20 protein-coding genes are annotated in these 17,424 nt (G+C 68.1%); 14 read left to right on the forward strand and 6 right to left on the reverse strand.

Going from position 1 to position 17,424, the window contains the following annotated elements; translation table 11 throughout:
• Positions 1-5: 5 nt before the first annotated feature.
• Positions 6-1,223: a threonine ammonia-lyase gene (locus BRO63_RS05500; RefSeq protein ID WP_088138764.1), complete on the forward strand. Its 1,218-nt coding sequence runs from the start codon at positions 6-8 to the stop codon at positions 1,221-1,223.
• Positions 1,224-1,238: 15 nt separating this feature from the next.
• On the opposite strand, the gene BRO63_RS05505 is transcribed toward BRO63_RS05500, so the two are convergent.
• The 3 genes from BRO63_RS05505 to BRO63_RS05515 form a co-directional block, all read right to left on the reverse strand.
• On the reverse strand, positions 1,239-1,802 hold the full coding sequence (locus BRO63_RS05505) for a PIN domain-containing protein (RefSeq protein WP_373557764.1): 564 nt from the start codon (positions 1,800-1,802) through the stop codon (positions 1,239-1,241).
• A 178-nt stretch (positions 1,803-1,980) separates the two neighbouring features.
• The gene (locus BRO63_RS05510) at positions 1,981-2,670 is read right to left on the reverse strand and encodes a glutathione S-transferase family protein (protein WP_088138766.1); all 690 of its coding nucleotides are present in this window, start codon (positions 2,668-2,670) and stop codon (positions 1,981-1,983) included.
• A gap of 529 nt (positions 2,671-3,199) precedes the next feature.
• Entirely contained in the window at positions 3,200-4,123 is a 924-nt protein-coding gene (locus BRO63_RS05515; protein WP_088138767.1) for a carbon-nitrogen hydrolase family protein, read from the reverse strand.
• 81 nt (positions 4,124-4,204) lie between these two features.
• Between BRO63_RS05515 and BRO63_RS05520 the strand changes: the two genes are divergently transcribed.
• Entirely contained in the window at positions 4,205-5,137 is a 933-nt protein-coding gene (locus BRO63_RS05520; RefSeq protein ID WP_088138768.1) for a LysR substrate-binding domain-containing protein, read from the forward strand.
• A gap of 24 nt (positions 5,138-5,161) precedes the next feature.
• Here the strand turns inward: BRO63_RS05520 and BRO63_RS05525 are convergent, their stop codons facing one another.
• Entirely contained in the window at positions 5,162-6,250 is a 1,089-nt protein-coding gene (locus tag BRO63_RS05525) for an RDD family protein (RefSeq protein ID WP_088138769.1), read from the reverse strand.
• A 106-nt stretch (positions 6,251-6,356) separates the two neighbouring features.
• Between BRO63_RS05525 and BRO63_RS05530 the strand changes: the two genes are divergently transcribed.
• The gene (locus BRO63_RS05530) at positions 6,357-7,277 is read left to right on the forward strand and encodes a LysR family transcriptional regulator (RefSeq protein WP_088138770.1); all 921 of its coding nucleotides are present in this window, start codon (positions 6,357-6,359) and stop codon (positions 7,275-7,277) included.
• Positions 7,278-7,287: 10 nt separating this feature from the next.
• Here the strand turns inward: BRO63_RS05530 and BRO63_RS34140 are convergent, their stop codons facing one another.
• Positions 7,288-7,476: a hypothetical protein gene (locus BRO63_RS34140; protein WP_179215038.1), complete on the reverse strand. Its 189-nt coding sequence runs from the start codon at positions 7,474-7,476 to the stop codon at positions 7,288-7,290.
• Between BRO63_RS34140 and BRO63_RS05535 the strand changes: the two genes are divergently transcribed.
• The 3 genes from BRO63_RS05535 to BRO63_RS05545 all read left to right on the forward strand — a co-directional run bounded on the left by BRO63_RS05535 (position 7,475) and on the right by BRO63_RS05545 (position 10,640).
• Entirely contained in the window at positions 7,475-8,656 is a 1,182-nt protein-coding gene (locus BRO63_RS05535; RefSeq protein WP_088138771.1) for a CaiB/BaiF CoA transferase family protein, read from the forward strand. The two genes, BRO63_RS34140 and BRO63_RS05535, sit on opposite strands and share 2 nt — an antisense overlap.
• A 70-nt stretch (positions 8,657-8,726) precedes the next feature.
• Complete coding sequence (locus tag BRO63_RS05540) at positions 8,727-9,686, forward strand: Bug family tripartite tricarboxylate transporter substrate binding protein (RefSeq protein WP_088138772.1); 960 nt, start codon at positions 8,727-8,729, stop codon at positions 9,684-9,686.
• Between the two features lie 27 nt (positions 9,687-9,713).
• A complete protein-coding gene (locus BRO63_RS05545) occupies positions 9,714-10,640 on the forward strand; it encodes a hydroxymethylglutaryl-CoA lyase (protein ID WP_088138773.1) in 927 nt (308 codons plus the stop codon).
• 25 nt (positions 10,641-10,665) lie between these two features.
• Here the strand turns inward: BRO63_RS05545 and BRO63_RS05550 are convergent, their stop codons facing one another.
• On the reverse strand, positions 10,666-11,103 hold the full coding sequence (locus BRO63_RS05550; RefSeq protein ID WP_088138774.1) for a universal stress protein: 438 nt from the start codon (positions 11,101-11,103) through the stop codon (positions 10,666-10,668).
• 239 nt (positions 11,104-11,342) lie between these two features.
• Here BRO63_RS05550 and cobA point away from each other — a divergent pair, with 239 nt between their 5' ends.
• From cobA to BRO63_RS05590, 8 genes are read left to right on the forward strand one after another with little or no spacing between them, the layout of a single operon-like run.
• Positions 11,343-12,134, forward strand: coding sequence for a uroporphyrinogen-III C-methyltransferase (gene cobA, locus BRO63_RS05555; RefSeq protein WP_088138775.1), 792 nt, complete (start codon positions 11,343-11,345; stop codon positions 12,132-12,134).
• Positions 12,113-12,460 (forward strand): c-type cytochrome, encoded by a 348-nt coding sequence (locus tag BRO63_RS05560; protein ID WP_218824084.1) that lies wholly within the window; start codon positions 12,113-12,115, stop codon positions 12,458-12,460. The genes cobA and BRO63_RS05560 overlap by 22 nt, the downstream gene beginning before the upstream one ends.
• A gap of 7 nt (positions 12,461-12,467) precedes the next feature.
• Complete coding sequence (locus tag BRO63_RS05565; protein ID WP_088138776.1) at positions 12,468-13,637, forward strand: cytochrome D1 domain-containing protein; 1,170 nt, start codon at positions 12,468-12,470, stop codon at positions 13,635-13,637.
• Entirely contained in the window at positions 13,627-14,625 is a 999-nt protein-coding gene (ahbB, locus tag BRO63_RS05570; RefSeq protein ID WP_088138777.1) for a siroheme decarboxylase subunit beta, read from the forward strand. The genes BRO63_RS05565 and ahbB (BRO63_RS05570) overlap by 11 nt, the downstream gene beginning before the upstream one ends.
• On the forward strand, positions 14,618-15,103 hold the full coding sequence (locus BRO63_RS05575; RefSeq protein ID WP_088138778.1) for an Lrp/AsnC family transcriptional regulator: 486 nt from the start codon (positions 14,618-14,620) through the stop codon (positions 15,101-15,103). The genes ahbB (BRO63_RS05570) and BRO63_RS05575 overlap by 8 nt, the downstream gene beginning before the upstream one ends.
• A gap of 1 nt (position 15,104) precedes the next feature.
• Positions 15,105-15,623 (forward strand): siroheme decarboxylase subunit beta, encoded by a 519-nt coding sequence (gene ahbB / locus BRO63_RS05580; protein ID WP_088138779.1) that lies wholly within the window; start codon positions 15,105-15,107, stop codon positions 15,621-15,623.
• A gap of 13 nt (positions 15,624-15,636) precedes the next feature.
• On the forward strand, positions 15,637-16,776 hold the full coding sequence (nirJ, locus tag BRO63_RS05585) for a heme d1 biosynthesis radical SAM protein NirJ (RefSeq protein ID WP_088138780.1): 1,140 nt from the start codon (positions 15,637-15,639) through the stop codon (positions 16,774-16,776).
• Entirely contained in the window at positions 16,777-17,415 is a 639-nt protein-coding gene (locus BRO63_RS05590) for a DUF4202 domain-containing protein (RefSeq protein WP_088138781.1), read from the forward strand.
• Positions 17,416-17,424 lie beyond the last annotated feature (9 nt).

The raw sequence follows: 17,424 nt of genomic DNA on the forward strand, positions 1-17,424 counted from the left end.
CCATCGTGATCGATATCGCTTCCATTCAGACCGCCCGCGAAAACCTGCGCGGCCAGGTGCTGAAGACCCCGTTTACCCTGTCCCGCACGCTGTCCGACATCTTCGGCGCCGAGATCTGGCTGAAGTTCGAGAACCTGCAGTTCACGGCTTCGTTCAAGGAGCGCGGCGCGCTCAATCGCATGCTGACGCTGTCGGACGACGAACGGGCCAAGGGCGTGATCGCGGTGTCCGCCGGCAACCACGCGCAGGGCGTGGCCTACCATGCCCAGCGCATGGGCGTGCCGGCCGTGATCGTGATGCCGCGCTTCACGCCTACCGTCAAGGTCGCCAACACGCGCCGCTTCGGCGCCGAGGTGGTGCTGGCCGGCGATACCTTCGACGACGCCAAGGCGCGCGGCTACGAGCTGGCGCAGGAGCGCGGCCTGATCATGATCCACCCCTATGACGACGAGGCGGTCATATCGGGGCAGGGCACGGTGGCGCTGGAGATGCTGGAAGACCAGCCGCAACTGGACACCCTGGTCATCGCCATCGGCGGCGGCGGCCTGATCTCCGGCATCGCCACCGCGGCCAAGGCGCTCAAGCCGGGCATCGAGATCGTCGGCGTGCAGACCGAGCGTTTCCCGTCCATGTACGCCGCCGTCAAGGGCGTGTCCATGCCGCAGGGCGCCTACACCATAGCCGAGGGCATTGCGGTGAAGTCGCCGGGCGCGCTGACCCAGCCCATCGTCACCCAGCTGGTCGATCGCCTGGAACTGGTCAGCGAAAGCGATATCGAGCACGCCATCGTGGTGCTGCTGGAGATCGAGAAATCCGTGGTCGAAGGCGCCGGCGCCGCTGGCCTGGCCGCGCTGCTGCGCGCCAAGGAAGAAGGCAGCGACCGCTACAAGGGCAAGCGCATCGGCCTGGTGCTGACGGGCGGCAACATCGATCCCCTGATGCTGGGCGAACTGATCGAGCGCGGCATGGTGCGCGCCGGCCGCCTGGCCCGCATCCGCGTGGACCTGCGCGACCTGCCGGGCGCGCTGGCCCATGCCACCAAGCTCATCGCCGACGCGCAGGCCAACATCACCGAAGTGCACCACCAGCGCGCCTTCACGTCATTGCCGGTGCGCAACGTCGAGGTGGATTTCGTGCTGCAGACGCGCGGCCATGAGCACATCCAGGAAGTGATCGACGTGCTCAACGCGGCGGGCTTCGCCGCCAGCAACCACGACCACTGAGCGCGCCGGCGCGGTTCAGGCGGCGCCGTTCTGCGCGGCGTCGCGCGCCAGCAGGTTCTTCAGGCCGTACAGGCGCTCGCGGTGCAGCGTCGTGGACAGCGGCTCGGGTTCGCGCCCCAGCGCCACGTAGTCCGCGGGCACCTGTGCCGCCGCCGCGCGGATGGCATCGGGCGCGGCCTGCCACCATTGCGTCAGCATGCGGTCGGGGTTGTAGACGTCCAGCCCCTGGCGCCGCAGCTCCGAGCGGTTGAAATCCTTCAGGTTCCAGGTCAGCACCTGCACCACCGGCGGCTGCTGCAGGCCGCAGCGCGCGCGCCGCGCCAGGCCGGCCGCGATCACGTGGAAGTCCTTGGGGTCGCTGTAGCGCAGGGAAGCCTCGTAGACCTGGGTGTCCGCCTCGCGGGCGCCAGGAAAGCGCGCGTTCATGTCGTCCCACATCTCCATCATCACTTCCGGCGGGATTTCCCAGATGCGCGAGGCGTTGCGGCGCCATTCCTCGCCGATGCGGTCGGTCCAGACCGGCGTGTACACGCCAGCGTCGGCCAACCTGAGCAGCAGGCGGCGCAGGATGCCGGACATGAGGACGCAGGCGTCGAGGACGATGAAGGGCGGGGAGGTGGAGGTGGCGGTCAAGTGAGGTCTGGGGCATTGCCGGCGCAGGGCGGGCAGGGCGGAAACATGGAAAACGAGGCGCAAGAATAACGCTTTTTGGAAGCCGCCCGGGGCCGGTGGCCGTGTGCAGGAGCGGCGGCAGGTCCTAGCCCAATTCGGCGCGCACGGCGTTGCAGTGGCTCACCAGATTGCGCCGCGCCACCAGGCATTGCTTGAGCGGCGTGTCGATGGCGTAGAAATAGATATTGGCGAGAAAGCCGTAGATCCCCGCGTCCACGCTGCCCGGATTGGGGCCGAACATGAAGCCGTCCTCGCCCAGCAGGCTGGAGATGGCCTCCAGGTCGGCGATGCCGCGGGCATAGGCGTCCTCGGGCGCATAGCGGCCTATGCCTTGGTAGTGGTAGCGCTGGAAGTTGTATTGGCGGGCGGCTTCCAGCTGCTCGGGCGTGACATCCGGATGGGTGTCCAGCAGCGCTTTGCGGAACGTTGGCCAATAGCGGTCGTCGCGCCAGCGCGAATAGGACATGACCCAGTACAGATCGTCCAGCGCGCGGCGCACCAGCAGGTCCTGCCGCTGCTGCTCGGGCGTGAGGGAATCGTCGACGGTCAGTTCGTACTGGCGCTTCAGGTGCGCGATGATGGCGTCGCTGTCGCCGATGCGCAGATCGCCGTCGGCAATATAGGGCAGCTGGCCGCGCGGGGCGGACTGCACGTCGAGCGTGTGCCGATGGTCGAAGGGCAGCCGGCACAGCTTCAGGAAGGCGTAGATCTTCAGGCCGTACGGATTGTTGTCTTCCAGCCCATAGAGCCCGGGATAGGAGTAGAGGGTGATCATGGCGCGCTCCCTGGTTACCGGACTAGATTAGAACGGCGGGGGGAATTTTGCGCGCTTCAGTTTGACTGACGAGGCAGGCGTTTCGCCGGTTTGCGACGAAGGAGGGACGCCTGGCCTGTGGCAGGGTGGTGCCCGAGACCGGAATCGAACCGGTACGGCCGCGAGGCCGAGGGATTTTCTTACCACTTCGGCTTTCGCCGCCAGCGCGGATGCGCTGTTCGTGGTCTGGAGCACGCCTTCACCATAGCCTTGCGGCCTTAGGTGCCCGCCGTCTGCTCTCTACACCTTCCCCGGCCATGCGACCTGGGCTTGGCTCGGCGTTGGCTCGGAACGGGTCCAGGGCATTCGCCGAGTTTGACGGGCTACACCTTTGGAGTTTCCCCCAAAGGGCTCAAATTAGTTCAAGTCCCTTGTGTCTACCAATTTCACCACTCGGGCGTTGCATGGCCCTGGAAGGGCCGGCAGCGGGCGAGACTATACCATCCCGGCGCCAGGGGCCCAGATTGCGGGCTCCTGGTGGACGGGACATTCAGGAGACGAAACGCACGGCGGGGCGCGGGCGTTCGTCCACGGTCAAGGAAAAGACGTCGGGGCGCGAGTAGTGGCCCACCACGTCGAAGTCGTAGCGGGCGCGCACCAGTTCCGCCGTGTCGACCTGGGCGGTCAGCAGGCCGGCCTTGCCGCGCAGCGGGCCCGCCAGCACGTCGCCCAGCGGGCCGACGATGACCGAGCCGCCGTTGATCAGCGGTCGGTTGGCGTCCCAGCCCGGCACGTCCTGGCCCAGTTCGGCGGGCGAGGGCTGCACCTGGCAGGCGCTGACCACGAAGCAGCGGCCTTCGTGGGCGATGTGGCGCATCGAACACTGCCAGATGTCGCGCTCGTCCACCGTGGGCGCGCACCAGATTTCCACGCCCTTGGCGTACATCGCGGTGCGTAGCAGCGGCATGTGGTTTTCCCAGCAGATGGCGCCGCCGATGCGGCCGGCCCCGGTGTCGACGACCGGCAGGGTCGAGCCGTCGCCCTGGCCCCAGATCAGGCGCTCGGTGCCGGTGGGCATGAGCTTGCGGTGCTTGGCGGCCAGGCCGGTCGCGGGTTCGAAGAACAGGGCGGTGCAATACAGCGTGTTGCCGCCGCGTTCGATCACGCCCACCACCAGGCTGGCGCCGGTGCGCTGCGACAGGGCGGCCAGCGCCTCGGTTTCGGGGCCGGGCACGTCGATGGCGTTTTCGTAATAGCGGGCGTAGGCCTCGCGGCCTTCGGGCAGGCGGTAGCCCAGGCGGGTGCCGAAGATCTCGCCCTTGGGATAGCCGCCCAGCAGCGCTTCGGGCATGACCACGAGCGAGGCGCCGGACGCGGCGATCTCGCTTTCGTAGGCGAGGATGTTTTCCAGGGTGCGGGCTTTGCCTTCGGGGGAGGAGCCGATCTGCAGTGCGGCAACGGTTTTCGTGGTCATGGCGGGTCTTGGGGGCGTGGCAACAGGCTGCAGTTTCCGGTGCGCTCTAAAATCAATCAATCCTGGTCAGAGATAAATGATATGAACCAGATTGATATCGAGTCGGCCGACCTGAACCTGCTCAAGGTCTTCGAGGCCATCTACGACGAGGGCGGAGCGGGGCGTGCGGCGCTGCGCCTGGGCGTGACGCAGTCGGCCGTCAGCGCGGCGCTGGGCCGGCTGCGCGCGCTGTATGGCGATCCGCTGTTCACGCGCACGGGCAGGGGGCTGTCGCCCAGCCTGCGGGCGCGCGAACTGCGGCCCGTCATCGGCGAGGCGCTGGACAAGTGCCGCCAGAGCCTGTCGCTGGCGCGGCCGGGCGCGGCGGGCTTCGCTGGCCGCTCGGTGACGCTGGGGCTGTCGGACGATTTCGAGATCGCATTGGGGCGGGATGCGATCCGCGCGCTGGCGGACAGCGCGCCGGGCCTGCGCATCATTTTCCGGCAGACCCATAGCCGGCTGGCGGCTGACATGCTGATGGCGCGCGAGGCCGATCTGGTGATCGCCTCGGGCGGATTGACCACGCAGGCCTTGCAGCGCGTGACGGTCGGGCAGGGCGGCTATGCCTGCCTGCTGGATCCCGCCAGTCTGGAACCGGGCCAGACCTCGCTGTCGCTGGAGGAATTCATCCGCCGCGAGCATATCCTGGTGTCGTCCGGGGGCTTCATCGGCGTGGTGGACGAAGTGCTGCATGGGCTGGGACTGACGCGCCGGGTGCAGGCATCGACCACGCATTTTTCGGCGCTGGCGTTTCTGCTGCCGGGCAGCGATGCCTTGTCGACCTTGCCCGCGCATGCGGCGCGCGGCCTGGCCGCGGCCTCCGGCCTGCGCATGCTGCCTTGCCCGGTCGCCATGCCGGGATACGCCATCGAAATGGGCTGGCGCGCCGACGCCTTGCGCGATGAGGCGGTGGCCGCGGCCAGGCGCGGCTTGCTGGCCTTGCTGAATGGCTATGAGTGGGAGCGCGCCACCTAGGCGCGCAGCACCCCTATGGAGGGGCTAGGGAGCCGAGGCGCCGGCTTCGTGGCGGCAGCTGTAGGGGCGGTCGGCGCGCGGGATATCGTCGCTGCCGCACTGCCAGCGGCGGATGCCGCCGCCTTTCTTTTCCGAACGCAGTTCGGGCAGATAGACGAGATGCTTGCCGCCAAGCGCGGGCGCGTCCGCGGCGCCGGGTTCGCCCGCGATGGTGAAGCGCAGCACGCCGTTGACCGGATTCAGGCTCAGCGCGCTGAAGCCGCTGCTGTTCAACGATTCCTGGGTGACGCCGAGCGCCGCCATGTCCGGGGCGTAGGCCCCGGTGCGCCGGTAGTGGTTTTCGGCCAGCATGCGCACGGGTTGCGACACCAGGTCCAGGCGGATCACCTCGGCGCGCAGGGGATTGTCTTCCTGCTTGGGTTCCATGACGATGGCGCCGATGATCATGCCGCCCGCGACCAGCAACAGCACGCCAAGCACGATGAAGATGAACTTGCCCGCGCCCGTGATGGAGCGGGTCTTGGCGATGGCGGGCCGGATGGCGCGCGGGTCCGCCTGGCTGGACACCACGTAGGTGCCGGACATCCAGTTGTGCATGGCGCGTTCGCCGAAGATGGTCCGCTGGATGCGGTAGAAGATGCCGGGCAGCGCGATGTTCAGCACGTACTTCATCAGGTGCCGCCAACTGGCGCGCAGGACGCCAGGGTGATCGCCATTGCGGTTCACGACGCGCAGCTTCAGCACCCGCTTGCCTGGGGATCCGCCGGCCCAGGCGTCCATCAGGGCCGGCAGCATCAGGCCGATGAAACCGGCGGCCATGGCCAGCAGGACGGGGCGCGCAGCGCCGGCCAGGGATTCGTAGGTCAGATTGGCGGCGGTGCTGAATCCGATCATGGCCGCGACCATCACGGCGGCGTCGATCGCGGTGGCGCCAAGCCGCGGCCAGATGCCGGGGAAGACCGGGGCATTGCCGGCGCGGGCCGGGGCGGCCTTGGCGGTTTTCGCAGCCTTCGCGGCAGGCGCGGCCGCTGTGGCGGCGGCCAGCGGCGCATTGCAGCTGAAGCACAGGGTGTTGGAGGCCGGATTCTGCCAGTTGCAGCGGGGGCATTGCATGGGCGGCGGTGGCGGCCTGGAAATGCCGCAAGAGCGTGGGGAGTGCGGATGTTACCGGGAAAACCCCGATCCCAGGACGCTGCCACTAAGCACGACACTTCCCGCCATGAAGCCCGTCCAGCCCCTTTCACCGCATCCCCGCGATATCGATCCCGTTTCCCTGCGCCTGTTCCTCGCGGCGCTGGAGGAGGGCAGCCTGGCGCGCGCCGCCGCCCGCGAGAACATCGTCCCTTCCGCCGTCAGCAAACGCATGTCGGAAATGGAGGACGCCTTCGGGGTGCCGCTGCTGGAACGCGGGGTCAAGGGCGTGCAGGCCACGCCGGCGGGCAATGCCCTGGCCACGCATGTGCGCATGGTGCTGCAGAGCATGGACCGCATGCGCCGCGAGATGGCGGGCTACGCGACCGGCGTGCGCGGCAGCATCCGGCTGGCGGTCAGCGTGGCGGCGCTGTCCGGCGAACTGCCGGCGCAGATCCAGTCTTTCCGCCGCGCCTATCCCCAGATCGATATCTCCCTGGAAGAAGGCACGACCCAGGAGGTGTTCCGCGCGGTGCTGGACGGCCAGGCCGATGTGGCCGTGGGTTCCGACTTCGGCCACGACGGCTTGCAGGTGTTCACTTGCGGCCGCTGCGATCTGGCGGCGGTGGTGCCGGGCCAGCATTTGCTGGCCGACCGCGACACGCTGGACTACGCGCAGCTGCTGCCTTTCGAGCAGATCGAGCTGAACCGCGACAACGGCATCAGCGCGGTGTTCGAGCAGGCGGCGCAGGACGCGGGCGTGGCGCGGCGCATCAGCGCGCGGGTCAGCTCGCACGAGACCATCTGCATGCTGGTGGCGCGCGGCATGGGGGTGGCCGTGGTGCCCATGTACCTGAAGGCGCGCCATGCCAATCTGGACATCCGTTTCATTCCGCTCTCCGGAGCCTGGTCCAGCACCTCGCTGTGCATCGCCGTGCTGGGGCTGGAGGCCTTGCCGCCCGCCGCCCGCGTGCTGCTGGCGCACCTGGGCGTGGCCGGCGCAGCCTGAAACGGCGGGGTCAGGGCTTTCCCGGACGTTCCCAAACGAGAATGCCCCCGTGCTGAAAGAGCGCTACCCGCTGATCCGGCTTGCCGCCGATGATGGAGGCATAGGGGCGGCGGCATGCATCGATCTTGCCTCCGCCTGTTTTCCAGCGCATCAGGCCCGAGGATATGCAGATGGCAGCAACACCGGCGTCACCCTTCATGGACCACACCCAATTGCCGCTGCGCGGCATCAAGGTGTTGGAGCTGTCCCACATGATCATGGGACCGGCGGCCGGCCTGGCGCTGGCCGACCTGGGCGCCGAAGTCATCAAGGTGGAACCCATCGAAGGCGACCGCACGCGGCGGCTGAAGGGCTCAGGCAGCGGCTACTTCCCCGTCTTCAACCGCAACAAGCAAAGCCTGGCGATCGACCTGAAGGCGCGCGAGGGGCAGGCCGTGGTGCGCCAGCTGGCCTTGCAGGCTGACATGGTGGTGGAGAACTTCCGCGATGGCAGCCTGGCCCAGTACGGGCTGGACTATGAGTCGCTGTCGGCCGAGAACCCCGGGCTCATCTACGTGTCGCTCAAGGGCTTTCTGTCCGGTCCCTACAAGCAGCGCACCGCGCTCGACGAAGTGGTGCAGATGATGGGCGGGCTGGCCTACATCAACGGCGGCGCGGATAGTCCGCAACGGGTCGCAGCCTCGGTCAACGACATCCTGGGCGGCACCTTCGGCGTGGTGGGCGCGCTGGCGGCGCTGCACGAGCGTCACGCCACGGGGCGCGGCAGGCATGTGCGCTCCGGCCTGTTCGAGAACAATCTGCTGCTGGTCGCGCAGTTCATCGCGCAGTACCAGTTGACGGGCGCGGCGCCCAAGCCCATGGGCGCGGAGCGTCGGCCGCCCTGGGGCGTGTACGACGTGTTCGAGACCGCGGACGGCAGGGTGTTCGTCGCCGTGGTGGGCGATGCGCAATGGCGCAACTTCGCCCAGAAATTCCTGCCGCCCGAGTGGGCCGCCGATCCGCGCCTGGCCACCGCCGTCGACCGCGAGGCCGCGCGTCCCTGGCTGGTGCCGGGCGTGGGCGAGATCCTGAAGGCCTGGAAGACCGACGAGCTGTGCGCGGCATTGGAAGCCGCTGGCCTGTCCTATGGCCCGATACGCCAGCCGCACGACTTGCTGGACGACGCGCACCTGAACGCCGGCGGCGCGTTGCTCAAGACCCGGCTGCCGGACGGCGGGGAAATATCCGCCGCCGCGCTGCCGATCGAGTTCGATGGCCTGAAGGCCGGCAAGCGTTCCGATCCGCCGCGGCAGGGCGGCGACACGCAGGCCATCCTGCAGGGCCTGGGCTGGGATGCCGCGCGCATCGAGGCCCTGCGCGGCGCAGGCGTCATTGCATGAGCGGGCGGTAGCGCCCGATATCGGTCGAGGCGGCGCAGACCGCCAAGACTTCCATCGAAGAGGAGACAAGATGATCCGCAAACTGTTCGCGGTGGCCGCGCTGGCCGCCGCCTGTGCCGCACACGCCCAGGACTATCCCAGCAAGCCCATCCGCATCATCATCCCGTCCACGCCGGGCGGAGGCACCGACTACATCGGCCGCCTGATGAGCACCAAGCTGCATGAACTCAACGGCTGGTCCGTGATCCCCGAAAACAAGCCGGGCGCGGGCACGGCGCTGGGCCTGGCCGAAGCGGCGCGCGCGCCCGCCCAGGGCTACGACCTGGTGATCGGCCAGTCCGACAACGTCACGCTGATTCCCTTGCTGATGAAGGTATCGTACGACCCGGTCAAGGACCTGGCCCCGGTGGCGCTGGTGGCCACCACGCCCATGGTGCTGCTGGTATCGGAGAGTTCGCCCTACAAGACGCTGCCCGAAGTGATCGACGCCGCCAAGATAGATCCCAACAAGATCTCCTACGGCACCTCGGGCACGGGCGGCGGCGTGCACATCGCCATCGAAATGCTGCAGCACGCGGCCGGCTTCAAGATGCAGCACGTGCCGTACAAGGGCTCGGCGCCGGCGCTGGCGGACCTGATGGGCGGGCATCTGCAGTTCGCGGGCTCATCGATCTCGTCGGCGGCCACGCTGATCAAGTCCGGCAAGGTGCGCGCGCTGGCGGTCACTTCGCCCAAGCGCAATCCGGCGTTGCCGGACGTGCCCACGGTCGCGGAGCTGGGCTACAAGGATTTCAGCGTGGTGACCTACTACGGCGTGCTGGCTCCGGCCAAGACGCCGTCCGCCGTCGTGTCGCGCCTGAACAGCGACTTCAACAAGCTGCTGGCGCGCAAGGACGTGCAGGAGGCGCTGGCGGCGCAGGGGCTGGAAACCGATCCCGTATCCACCGAGCAGTTCGCCGCGCTGATCCAGTCGGACATAGGCAAGGCGCGCCAGACCATCGAAAGCGCGGGCATCGTGGTGCAGCAATAGGCTGGCCAAGAACAGACAGGACGGCACATGAACCAGGAAGTCAGGCTTTGCGAAGTGGGTCCCCGCGACGGGCTGCAGATGGCCAAGGGCATGATGTCCGCGGCCGACAAGCTGCGCTGGATCCGGCAATTGGCGGACGCCGGCTTGCGCGAGATCGAGGCCGGCAGCTTCGTTTCGCCGCGGCTGGTGCCGCAGATGGCGGATACGGGCGACATCCTGCCCGAAGTCCTGAAGATCGACGGGCTGACCGTCGTTGCGCTGGTCTGCAACCTCAAGGGCGCCATCGCCGCCTACGAGGCTGGCGCGCATGCGCTGTCGTTTCCCGTTTCGGTCAGCGATACGCATAGCCGCGCCAACGTCGGCAAGGGCACCGATGCGCAGGTGGATGTGCTGGCCGCCATCGTCGATTGGGCGCGGGCGCAGCCGCGGCCCATGCGCATCGACGCGGCCGTCGCCACCGCCTTCGGCTGTTCGCTGGAAGGCGCGGTGCCGCTGCGTCGCGTCGCGCAAGTCGCCGCTTCCGCCGCGCTGGCAGGCGCCGACGAGATCGCGCTGGCCGACACCGTGGGCTATGCCCATCCGGCGCTGGTGCGCGACGCGGTGCGCGCCGCGCAGGACGCCGTGGGTGCGCGGCTGGTCAAGCTGCATCTGCACGACACGATGGGGCTGGGCCTGGCCAATGCGTTGGCCGGGCTGGACGAGGGCATCCGCGCTTTCGATTCTTGCCTGGGCGGCCTGGGGGGATGTCCCTTCGCGCCTGGCGCGTCGGGCAACATCGTCACCGAAGACCTGGTCTTCATGCTGGAAAGCATGGGATACCGCACGGGCGTGGATCTGTCGCGGCTGTTGCAGGCGCGGCCCTTGCTGGCCCAGGCGCTGCCGCAGGAAAGCCTGCGCAGCGGCGTGGCCGCCGCCGGCATACCGAAGACCTACGGGACGCGCGCCGCGGTCTAGCGCAAATTCGGCAAAGGCGCGGGTTCTAGCGGTAGACGATTACTGGCAGCGTCGAATGCGCCATCACCTTCTGCGTCTGGCTGCCCAGCAGCACGGCCGCCAGCCCGCCGTGGCCGCGCGAGGCCATGGCGATCAGGTCGCAGCCTTGCGTCATGGCGATATCGATGATGGTCTGCGCCGGGTTGTTGCTTTCGCGCATTTCGGTGGCGCAGGGCACGCCCGCGGCGCTGGCCTGGGCGGCCGCTTGCGACAAGTACGACTTGGCGAGCTCCTTGGCCTCGCGCTCATATTCCGTGTGCACGCCTTCCAGGTGCACCGTTTCCATGGAGGTCGGGCGGTAGGCGCTGTACACCGTCAGCACCGTGACGCTGGCGCCCAGGGCGCTGGCCAGGCCTAGTCCTTGCGCCAGGCCGGCATAGGAGCGTTCGGATCCGTCAATGGGGATGAGTATGTGCTTGTACATGACAACCTCCTGAGGGTGTGGAGGGCGGCGCGACTGCGCGCGGCCCTAGGAGCGTGAACAGCGGCTGTCCTCATACTACGCCTTGTGGCGATTCTCGGCGAACCGCGAGGAAAACGCGCGGGACGAGGCCGGCGCACCCATGGCCGCGGCACGGACCGTACCTACTGCGTCGGCATCCCGCTACCTACACTTCCTCCTGAAGCCTTATTTTGCGCAGCGCGGCTGCAGGGGAGGGAGTAGTGAGCGGAACGGTTTACCTGGTTGGCGCCGGTCCGGGCGATCCCGAGTTGCTGACGGTGCGCGCCTTGCGGCTGTTGCAGCAGGCCGATGCCGTGGTCTGCGACAGGCTGGTGGGCGCCGGCATCCTGCCCCTCATCAATCCCGCCGCACAATTCCATGACGTAGGCAAAATGGCAGGCGACTGCCGCCACCGGCAGGAAGACATCCATCAGTTGCTGTTGGAACTGGCGGGATCCTGCGCCCGCGTCGTGCGCTTGAAGGGCGGCGATCCGTTCATTTTCGGCCGTGGCGGCGAGGAGCTGCTGTTCCTGTCGCGGCATGGCGTGCCGGTCGAGGTCGTGCCCGGCATCAGCGCCGCCAACGGCTGTGCGGCTGCGCTGGGCATCCCTTTGACGCATCGGGGCGTGGCGGCCAGCGTGCGTTTCATCACGGGCCATCTGCGGGACGATGCTGGCCTCGAACTGGACTGGAGTTCGCTGGCCGACCCCACCTGTACCCTGGTGTTCTACATGGCTGTGGCCAACGCCACCGAGATTGTCGCGGCCTTGCAGCGGCACGGGCGCGGTGGCGACACGCCGGCCGCGCTGGTTCATTCCGGCACCACCGAAGGCCAGGACTGGACGGTGGCCCCCTTGCGCCAGATTCCGCAGTTGGTGGCCGGCTTCAAGTCGCCCACGCTGCTGGTGGTCGGCGACGTGGTGCGTCTGGCGCAGCGCGCCTGGTCCGCCGCCGCGGCGGGACAGCTGCTGCTGCGTGACGCGGCCGAGCCATGCACCCCGGTCGCGGCCTGACATGCCTGGCGCTGGCCTGTTGCATGGGGCTGGGAGCGGCGGCGGCCCGGGCGCAGGCGGCGCCGGACATCGATCCCGTCGATCAACAGCGGCTCATCCACCTGGTACGGCAGGACTGCGGCTCCTGTCATGGGTTGCGCCTGAACGGCGGCCTGGGGCCGGCGCTGACGCCGCAAGCGCTTGCCGGCAAGCCGCCGGCCTATCTCGAACAGGCGATTCTGCGCGGCTTGCCGGGGACCGCCATGCCCGGGTGGCGCGGCATGCTTGCGCCCGACGAAGCCACCTGGATCGCTGCGCGTCTGCTCAAGGGCTTTCCAGAGGAATAGAACGTTCATGAAACTGCGTCTCCTGCTTGTCCTGGCCGCCATAGCGCTGGCCGGCTGCGCCGCCGCCACCGACCCGCGCGGCACCAACGACCTGGGCATGGTGATCGAGCGCGCCGACGGCGCCGTCTCCATCGTCGAAACCAGCGGGCAGACCCGCTTGGCGAGGGTCGAAGGACTGGGCGATCTTTCCCATGCGCACATCGCCTATTCTCGCGATGGCCGCTACGGCTACGTCTTCGGCCGTGACGGCGGGCTGAGCAAGGTGGATCTGCTGCGGGGGCGGGTGGACCGCCGCATCATCCAGTCCGGCAATGCAATCGGCGGCGCCATTTCGCAGGACGGGCGGCTGGTCGTGGTGCAGAACTACACGCCCGGCGGCATCAAGGTATTCGATGCCCAGACCTTGCGCCAGATCAGCGAAGTGCCGGCCGAGTATGCGCCGGGCAAGCGTTCCAAGGTGGTCGGCTTGGCGGACCTGCCCGGACAGAAGTTCGCCTACGCGCTGTTCGACGCGGGCGAAATCTGGATCACCGATCTGTCGGACCCTGCCCGCCCGGCCACGCAACGCTATGAGGCCGGCCGTCAACCCTACGATGCGCTCGTCACCCCCGACGGCCGCTATTACATCGCCGGGCTGTTTGGCGAGGATGCGCTGGCCATGATGGACCTCTGGCATCCGGAGGCCGGCGTGCGCAAGATCCTGCAGGGCTATGGGCGGGGCGAGGAAGCGCTGCCGGTCTACAAGATGCCGCACCTGCGAGGCTGGAGCGCGGCGGGCGGCCGGCTGTTCCTGCCCGCCATCGGCAGGCACGAGGTGCTGGTGGTGGATACCGCCACCTGGCAGGAAACCGGCCGCATCGCCACGCTGGGCCAGCCGGTGTTCGTCATGGCGCAGCCCGATGGCCGCCGTGTCTGGGTCAATTTCGCGGTGCCCGACAACGGCCAGGTGCAGGTCATCGACACGGAAACCCTGGCCGTGGTCCGGACGCTGGCGCCCGGCCGCGGCGTGCTGCACATGGAGTTCACGCCGCGCGGAGAAGCGGTATGGCTGTCGGCGCGCGACGATGACCGGGTGGTGGTGTACGACACCCGGACGCTGCAACGCGGCGCCACGCTGGACATTCCCAAGCCCAGCGGCATTTTCTTCACCAACAGGAGCGGCCGCATTGGATTCTGAGCTGTCCGCTTCCGATTTGCGTCTGCTCGATGGCTGGCAGCGCGACTTCCCGCTGGTCTCGCGCCCCTACGCCTTGCTGGCGGAGCGCGTCGGCCTGGATGAAGATGCGGTGCTGGCGCGCTTTCGCCTGTGGCAGCGAGCGGGCGTGGTGAGCCGGATTGGCCCGGTGCTGCACCAGTCCTGTTTCGCCAGCGCGCTGGTCGGCATGCAGGTGCCGGCCGGCCAAGTGGATCAGGTCGCCGCCTACGTCAGCAGTCTGCCGCAGGTCAATCACAACTACGAGCGCGAGCATGCGCTGAACCTGTGGTTCGTGACCGCCTGCCGCACGCCTGTCGGGTTGGCGCGCTTGTTGGCGCGGATCGGGCAAGACACCGGCTGCGAGCCGCTGGCCTTGCCCATGGAGGCCGAGTACCACATCGACCTGGGTTTCAGCCTGAGCTCGCCGCAACGCTGCGCTGCGCCGCAGCGGCGCAGCGGTCCAGCCGTGTTGCCGCCGGCCGGCAGCGCGCAAGAGGTCTTGCTCCACGCCGTGCAGGATGGCTTGGACCTTTGCGCGCAGCCCTATCGCCGGTTGGGGCTTCTTGCGAGGCTGGATGAGGACGAGACGCTGCGCCTGCTGGAGCGCTGGCAGCGCGCAGGCCTGTTCCGCCGCTTCGGCGTGGTGCTCAGGCATCGCCAGCTGGGTTTTCGCGCCAATGCGATGTGCGTCTGGAACGTGGACGACGCGCGGGTGGATGCGCTGGGGGAGCGGCTGGGCGCAGAGTCCGGCGTCACGCTCTGCTACCGGCGCTCGCGGCGCTTGCCGCAGTGGCCCTATAACCTCTTCTGCATGATCCACGGCAAGGAGCGGGAAGCGGTGCGAGCGCTGCGCGATGCCATCGCCCGCCGGCTCGGACTGGATGCCTGGCCGCATGCCGTGCTGTTTTCGACCAGATGCTTCAAGCAGCGCGGCGCGAGGTTCGTGCCTGAAGAGGCGGCGCATGCTTAGGCCCAAGAACATTGCCGCGAGCGTGCCGCTGGCGCTGGACGCTGCCGACCGCAAGCTGATCAACCGCCTGCAGGGCGGCTTTCCCATCAGCCCGCGTCCGTTCGCGGACGTCGCTCAAGCGCTGGGGCTGGACGAAGACGCCGTGATCGCGCGCGTGGCCCGCTTGCGCGAGTGCGGCGCATTGAGCCGTTTCGGCCCGTTGTTCCAGATCGAGCGCGCCGGCGGCGCGTACTGCCTGGCGGCGATGGCCGTGCCGCAGGCGCAATGGGAGCGGGTCGTGGCCCTGGTCAACCGCCGGATCGAGGTGGCGCACAACTACCGCCGCGAGCATGCGCTGAACATGTGGTTCGTGTTGGCGGCGGCTGATCCCGCCGATGTGGCTGTTTGTTTGCGCGCCATTGAACAGGAGACGGGCCTGCCCGTGCTGGCGTTTCCGAAGGAGCGCGAGTACTTCCTTGAAATGAAGCTGGAGGTCTGAGATGGACGCAGCCGGCCTGACTCCGTTCGAGCTGTCCCTGGTCCACGCCACGCAGGCTGGGCTGCCTATCCGGCGGGATCCGTACCGGGCCGTGGCCGAACGGCTGGGCGTCACCGAAGCCGCGGTGATGGCGCATTTGCGCGACATGCTCGCGCGCGGCGTGATACGGCGCATCGGCGTGGTACCCAATCACTACGCGCTGGGATTCGTGGCCAACGGCATGACGGTCTGGGATGTGGACGACGGCCAGATCGACGCCGTGGGAGCCTGGCTGGGCCAGCGCGCGGACGTGAGCCATTGCTACCAGCGTCCCCGGCATCCGCCGCTGTGGCGCTACAACCTCTACGCCATGCTGCACGGCGCCGACCGCGCGGCGGTGCTGGCGCGCATCGATGAAGTCGCCGAGGCCTTGCGCGCGCGCTTTCCGGAAGCCCTGCGCGCGCACGACGTGCTGTTTTCCTCGGCCATCCTGAAAAAGACCGGCCTGCGCCTGAAAGAAGGCCAGGGGCCGGCCGCATAGCGAGGAATTCCGCATGTTCCGCATCTCCGCCTTCGTCTCCGAACTGCTGCGCCCCACGCCGCTTGCGCCTCGCCGGGGGCCGGCCGGACCCGTGGTGATCTGGAACCTGATCCGGCGCTGCAACCTGCATTGCCGGCATTGCTACTCCGCTTCGGTCGACAAGGACTTCGCCGGCGAATTGGACTACGCCGAGGTCTGCGCGGTCATGGACGATCTGCATGCCTACGGTGTGAGGGCGCTGATCCTGTCTGGCGGCGAACCGCTGTTGCGGCCGGACATTTTCGATATTGCGCGCCGGGCCAAGGCCATGGGCTTTTACGTCGGCCTGTCGTCCAATGGCACCCTGATAGACCGGCGCAACATTGAGTCTATCGCCGGTTGCGGCTTCGACTATGTGGGCATTTCGCTGGACGGCCTGGGCGCGACGCACGACCGCTTCCGGGGCGAGGCGGGCGCCTTCGATGCCTCGCTGGCAGGCATCCGGCTGTGCCGGGACCGCGGCCTGAAGGTCGGCATCCGCTACACCATGACCCAGGGCAACGCCGACGATCTGCCCGGGCTGCTGGCCTTGCTGGACGCCGAGCGTGTCGACCGCTTCTACTTTTCACACCTGAACTACGCAGGCCGCGGCGGCCGCAATCGGGGCGAGGACAGCCATCACCGCATGACGCGCGCGGCCATGGAGCGGATCTTCGAAACCTGTCTGGAACATGCCGCGGCCGGCAGACCCCGCGAGTTCACGTCCGGCAACAACGATGCCGACGGCGTGTTCTTCCTGCACTGGGTGCGTCGCCGCTTTCCGCAGAGCGCGCCGCATATCCAGGCCAGGCTGCGCCTGTGGGGCGGCAACGCCAGCGGCATGAACGTCGCCAACATCGACAACCGGGGCAATGTCCACGCCGACACCATGTGGTGGCACTACACTCTGGGAAACGTGCGCCTGCGGCCCTTCTCAGCAATCTGGTCGGATCCCGCCGAACCCTTGCTCAAGCTGCTGCGGCTGAGGCCGCGGCCCGTCAAGGGGCGCTGCGCCGGCTGCGCCTACCTGGACATCTGCAACGGCAACACCCGCATCCGTGCGCAGAAGCAGTCGGGCGACCTCTGGGCCGAGGATCCCGGCTGTTATCTGACCGAAGACGAGACAGGAGTGTGAATGGAATTCCCGCCCAACCTGGTGAATGCAGAAGACGCACCGCTGCAGCGCGCCTGGCAGCTGTTCGATGAATACAACCGGCGCGATCCCAATCTGGTCGCCTGGGATGGCGCGATGCAGCCGCGCGAATGGCTGCACGCCCAATTCCTCCACGCCTGGGTGGCGAAGCTGGCCCCGCAGGCCGGCGCTGCCTTGCGCCTGGCCGCTCGCTGCCAGCACATCGGCCGCTGGGAAATTCCGCGCGAAGCCTGTCCGGCCGGCAGGGCGGGCTATCTGCAATGGCGCAATACGCTCAAGGAGCACCACGCGGACGTCGCCGCAAGGCTGCTTGCCAGCGCAGGCCATGACGCGCAAACCATACAGGCGGTGCTGAAGATCGTGCGCAAGCAGGGCATCAAGCGCGATGCCGACGTGCAATGTATGGAGAACGCGCTGTGCCTGGTGTTCCTGGAGCATCAGTACGAGGAATTCTGCGAGCGTTATCCGGACAAGGTCGTCGCGGTGCTGCAGAAGACCTGGAACAAGATGGACGAAGCCGGCAGGCTGGCGGCAGCTGCGCTGTCCTTCAGCGAGCGGGGCCAGGCTTATCTCGCGGCTGCGCTGGCGGGCGGTGAGGAAGCCGGGAACGCAAGTTCCTGATCGCGGCGC

This window comes from Achromobacter xylosoxidans (genome assembly GCF_002192695.1).
GTDB classification, from domain to species: Bacteria; Pseudomonadota; Gammaproteobacteria; order Burkholderiales; family Burkholderiaceae_B; genus Achromobacter; species Achromobacter xylosoxidans_C.

Coding starts and splice junctions, on each gene's coding strand:
- BRO63_RS05505 (WP_373557764.1), bottom strand. CDS start 1,802: ATGTCCGGCATCCTGCGCCGCCTGCTGCTCAGGTTGGCCGACGCTGGC.
- BRO63_RS05510 (WP_088138766.1), bottom strand. CDS start 2,670: ATGATCACCCTCTACTCCTATCCCGGGCTCTATGGGCTGGAAGACAAC.
- BRO63_RS05515 (WP_088138767.1), bottom strand. CDS start 4,123: ATGACCACGAAAACCGTTGCCGCACTGCAGATCGGCTCCTCCCCCGAA.
- BRO63_RS05520 (WP_088138768.1), top strand. CDS start 4,205: ATGAACCAGATTGATATCGAGTCGGCCGACCTGAACCTGCTCAAGGTC.
- BRO63_RS05525 (WP_088138769.1), bottom strand. CDS start 6,250: ATGCAATGCCCCCGCTGCAACTGGCAGAATCCGGCCTCCAACACCCTG.
- BRO63_RS05530 (WP_088138770.1), top strand. CDS start 6,357: ATGAAGCCCGTCCAGCCCCTTTCACCGCATCCCCGCGATATCGATCCC.
- BRO63_RS05535 (WP_088138771.1), top strand. CDS start 7,475: ATGGACCACACCCAATTGCCGCTGCGCGGCATCAAGGTGTTGGAGCTG.
- BRO63_RS34140 (WP_179215038.1), bottom strand. CDS start 7,476: ATGAAGGGTGACGCCGGTGTTGCTGCCATCTGCATATCCTCGGGCCTG.
- BRO63_RS05540 (WP_088138772.1), top strand. CDS start 8,727: ATGATCCGCAAACTGTTCGCGGTGGCCGCGCTGGCCGCCGCCTGTGCC.
- BRO63_RS05545 (WP_088138773.1), top strand. CDS start 9,714: ATGAACCAGGAAGTCAGGCTTTGCGAAGTGGGTCCCCGCGACGGGCTG.
- BRO63_RS05550 (WP_088138774.1), bottom strand. CDS start 11,103: ATGTACAAGCACATACTCATCCCCATTGACGGATCCGAACGCTCCTAT.
- BRO63_RS05560 (WP_218824084.1), top strand. CDS start 12,113: ATGCACCCCGGTCGCGGCCTGACATGCCTGGCGCTGGCCTGTTGCATG.
- BRO63_RS05565 (WP_088138776.1), top strand. CDS start 12,468: ATGAAACTGCGTCTCCTGCTTGTCCTGGCCGCCATAGCGCTGGCCGGC.
- BRO63_RS05575 (WP_088138778.1), top strand. CDS start 14,618: ATGCTTAGGCCCAAGAACATTGCCGCGAGCGTGCCGCTGGCGCTGGAC.
- ahbB (WP_088138779.1), top strand. CDS start 15,105: ATGGACGCAGCCGGCCTGACTCCGTTCGAGCTGTCCCTGGTCCACGCC.
- nirJ (WP_088138780.1), top strand. CDS start 15,637: ATGTTCCGCATCTCCGCCTTCGTCTCCGAACTGCTGCGCCCCACGCCG.
- BRO63_RS05590 (WP_088138781.1), top strand. CDS start 16,777: ATGGAATTCCCGCCCAACCTGGTGAATGCAGAAGACGCACCGCTGCAG.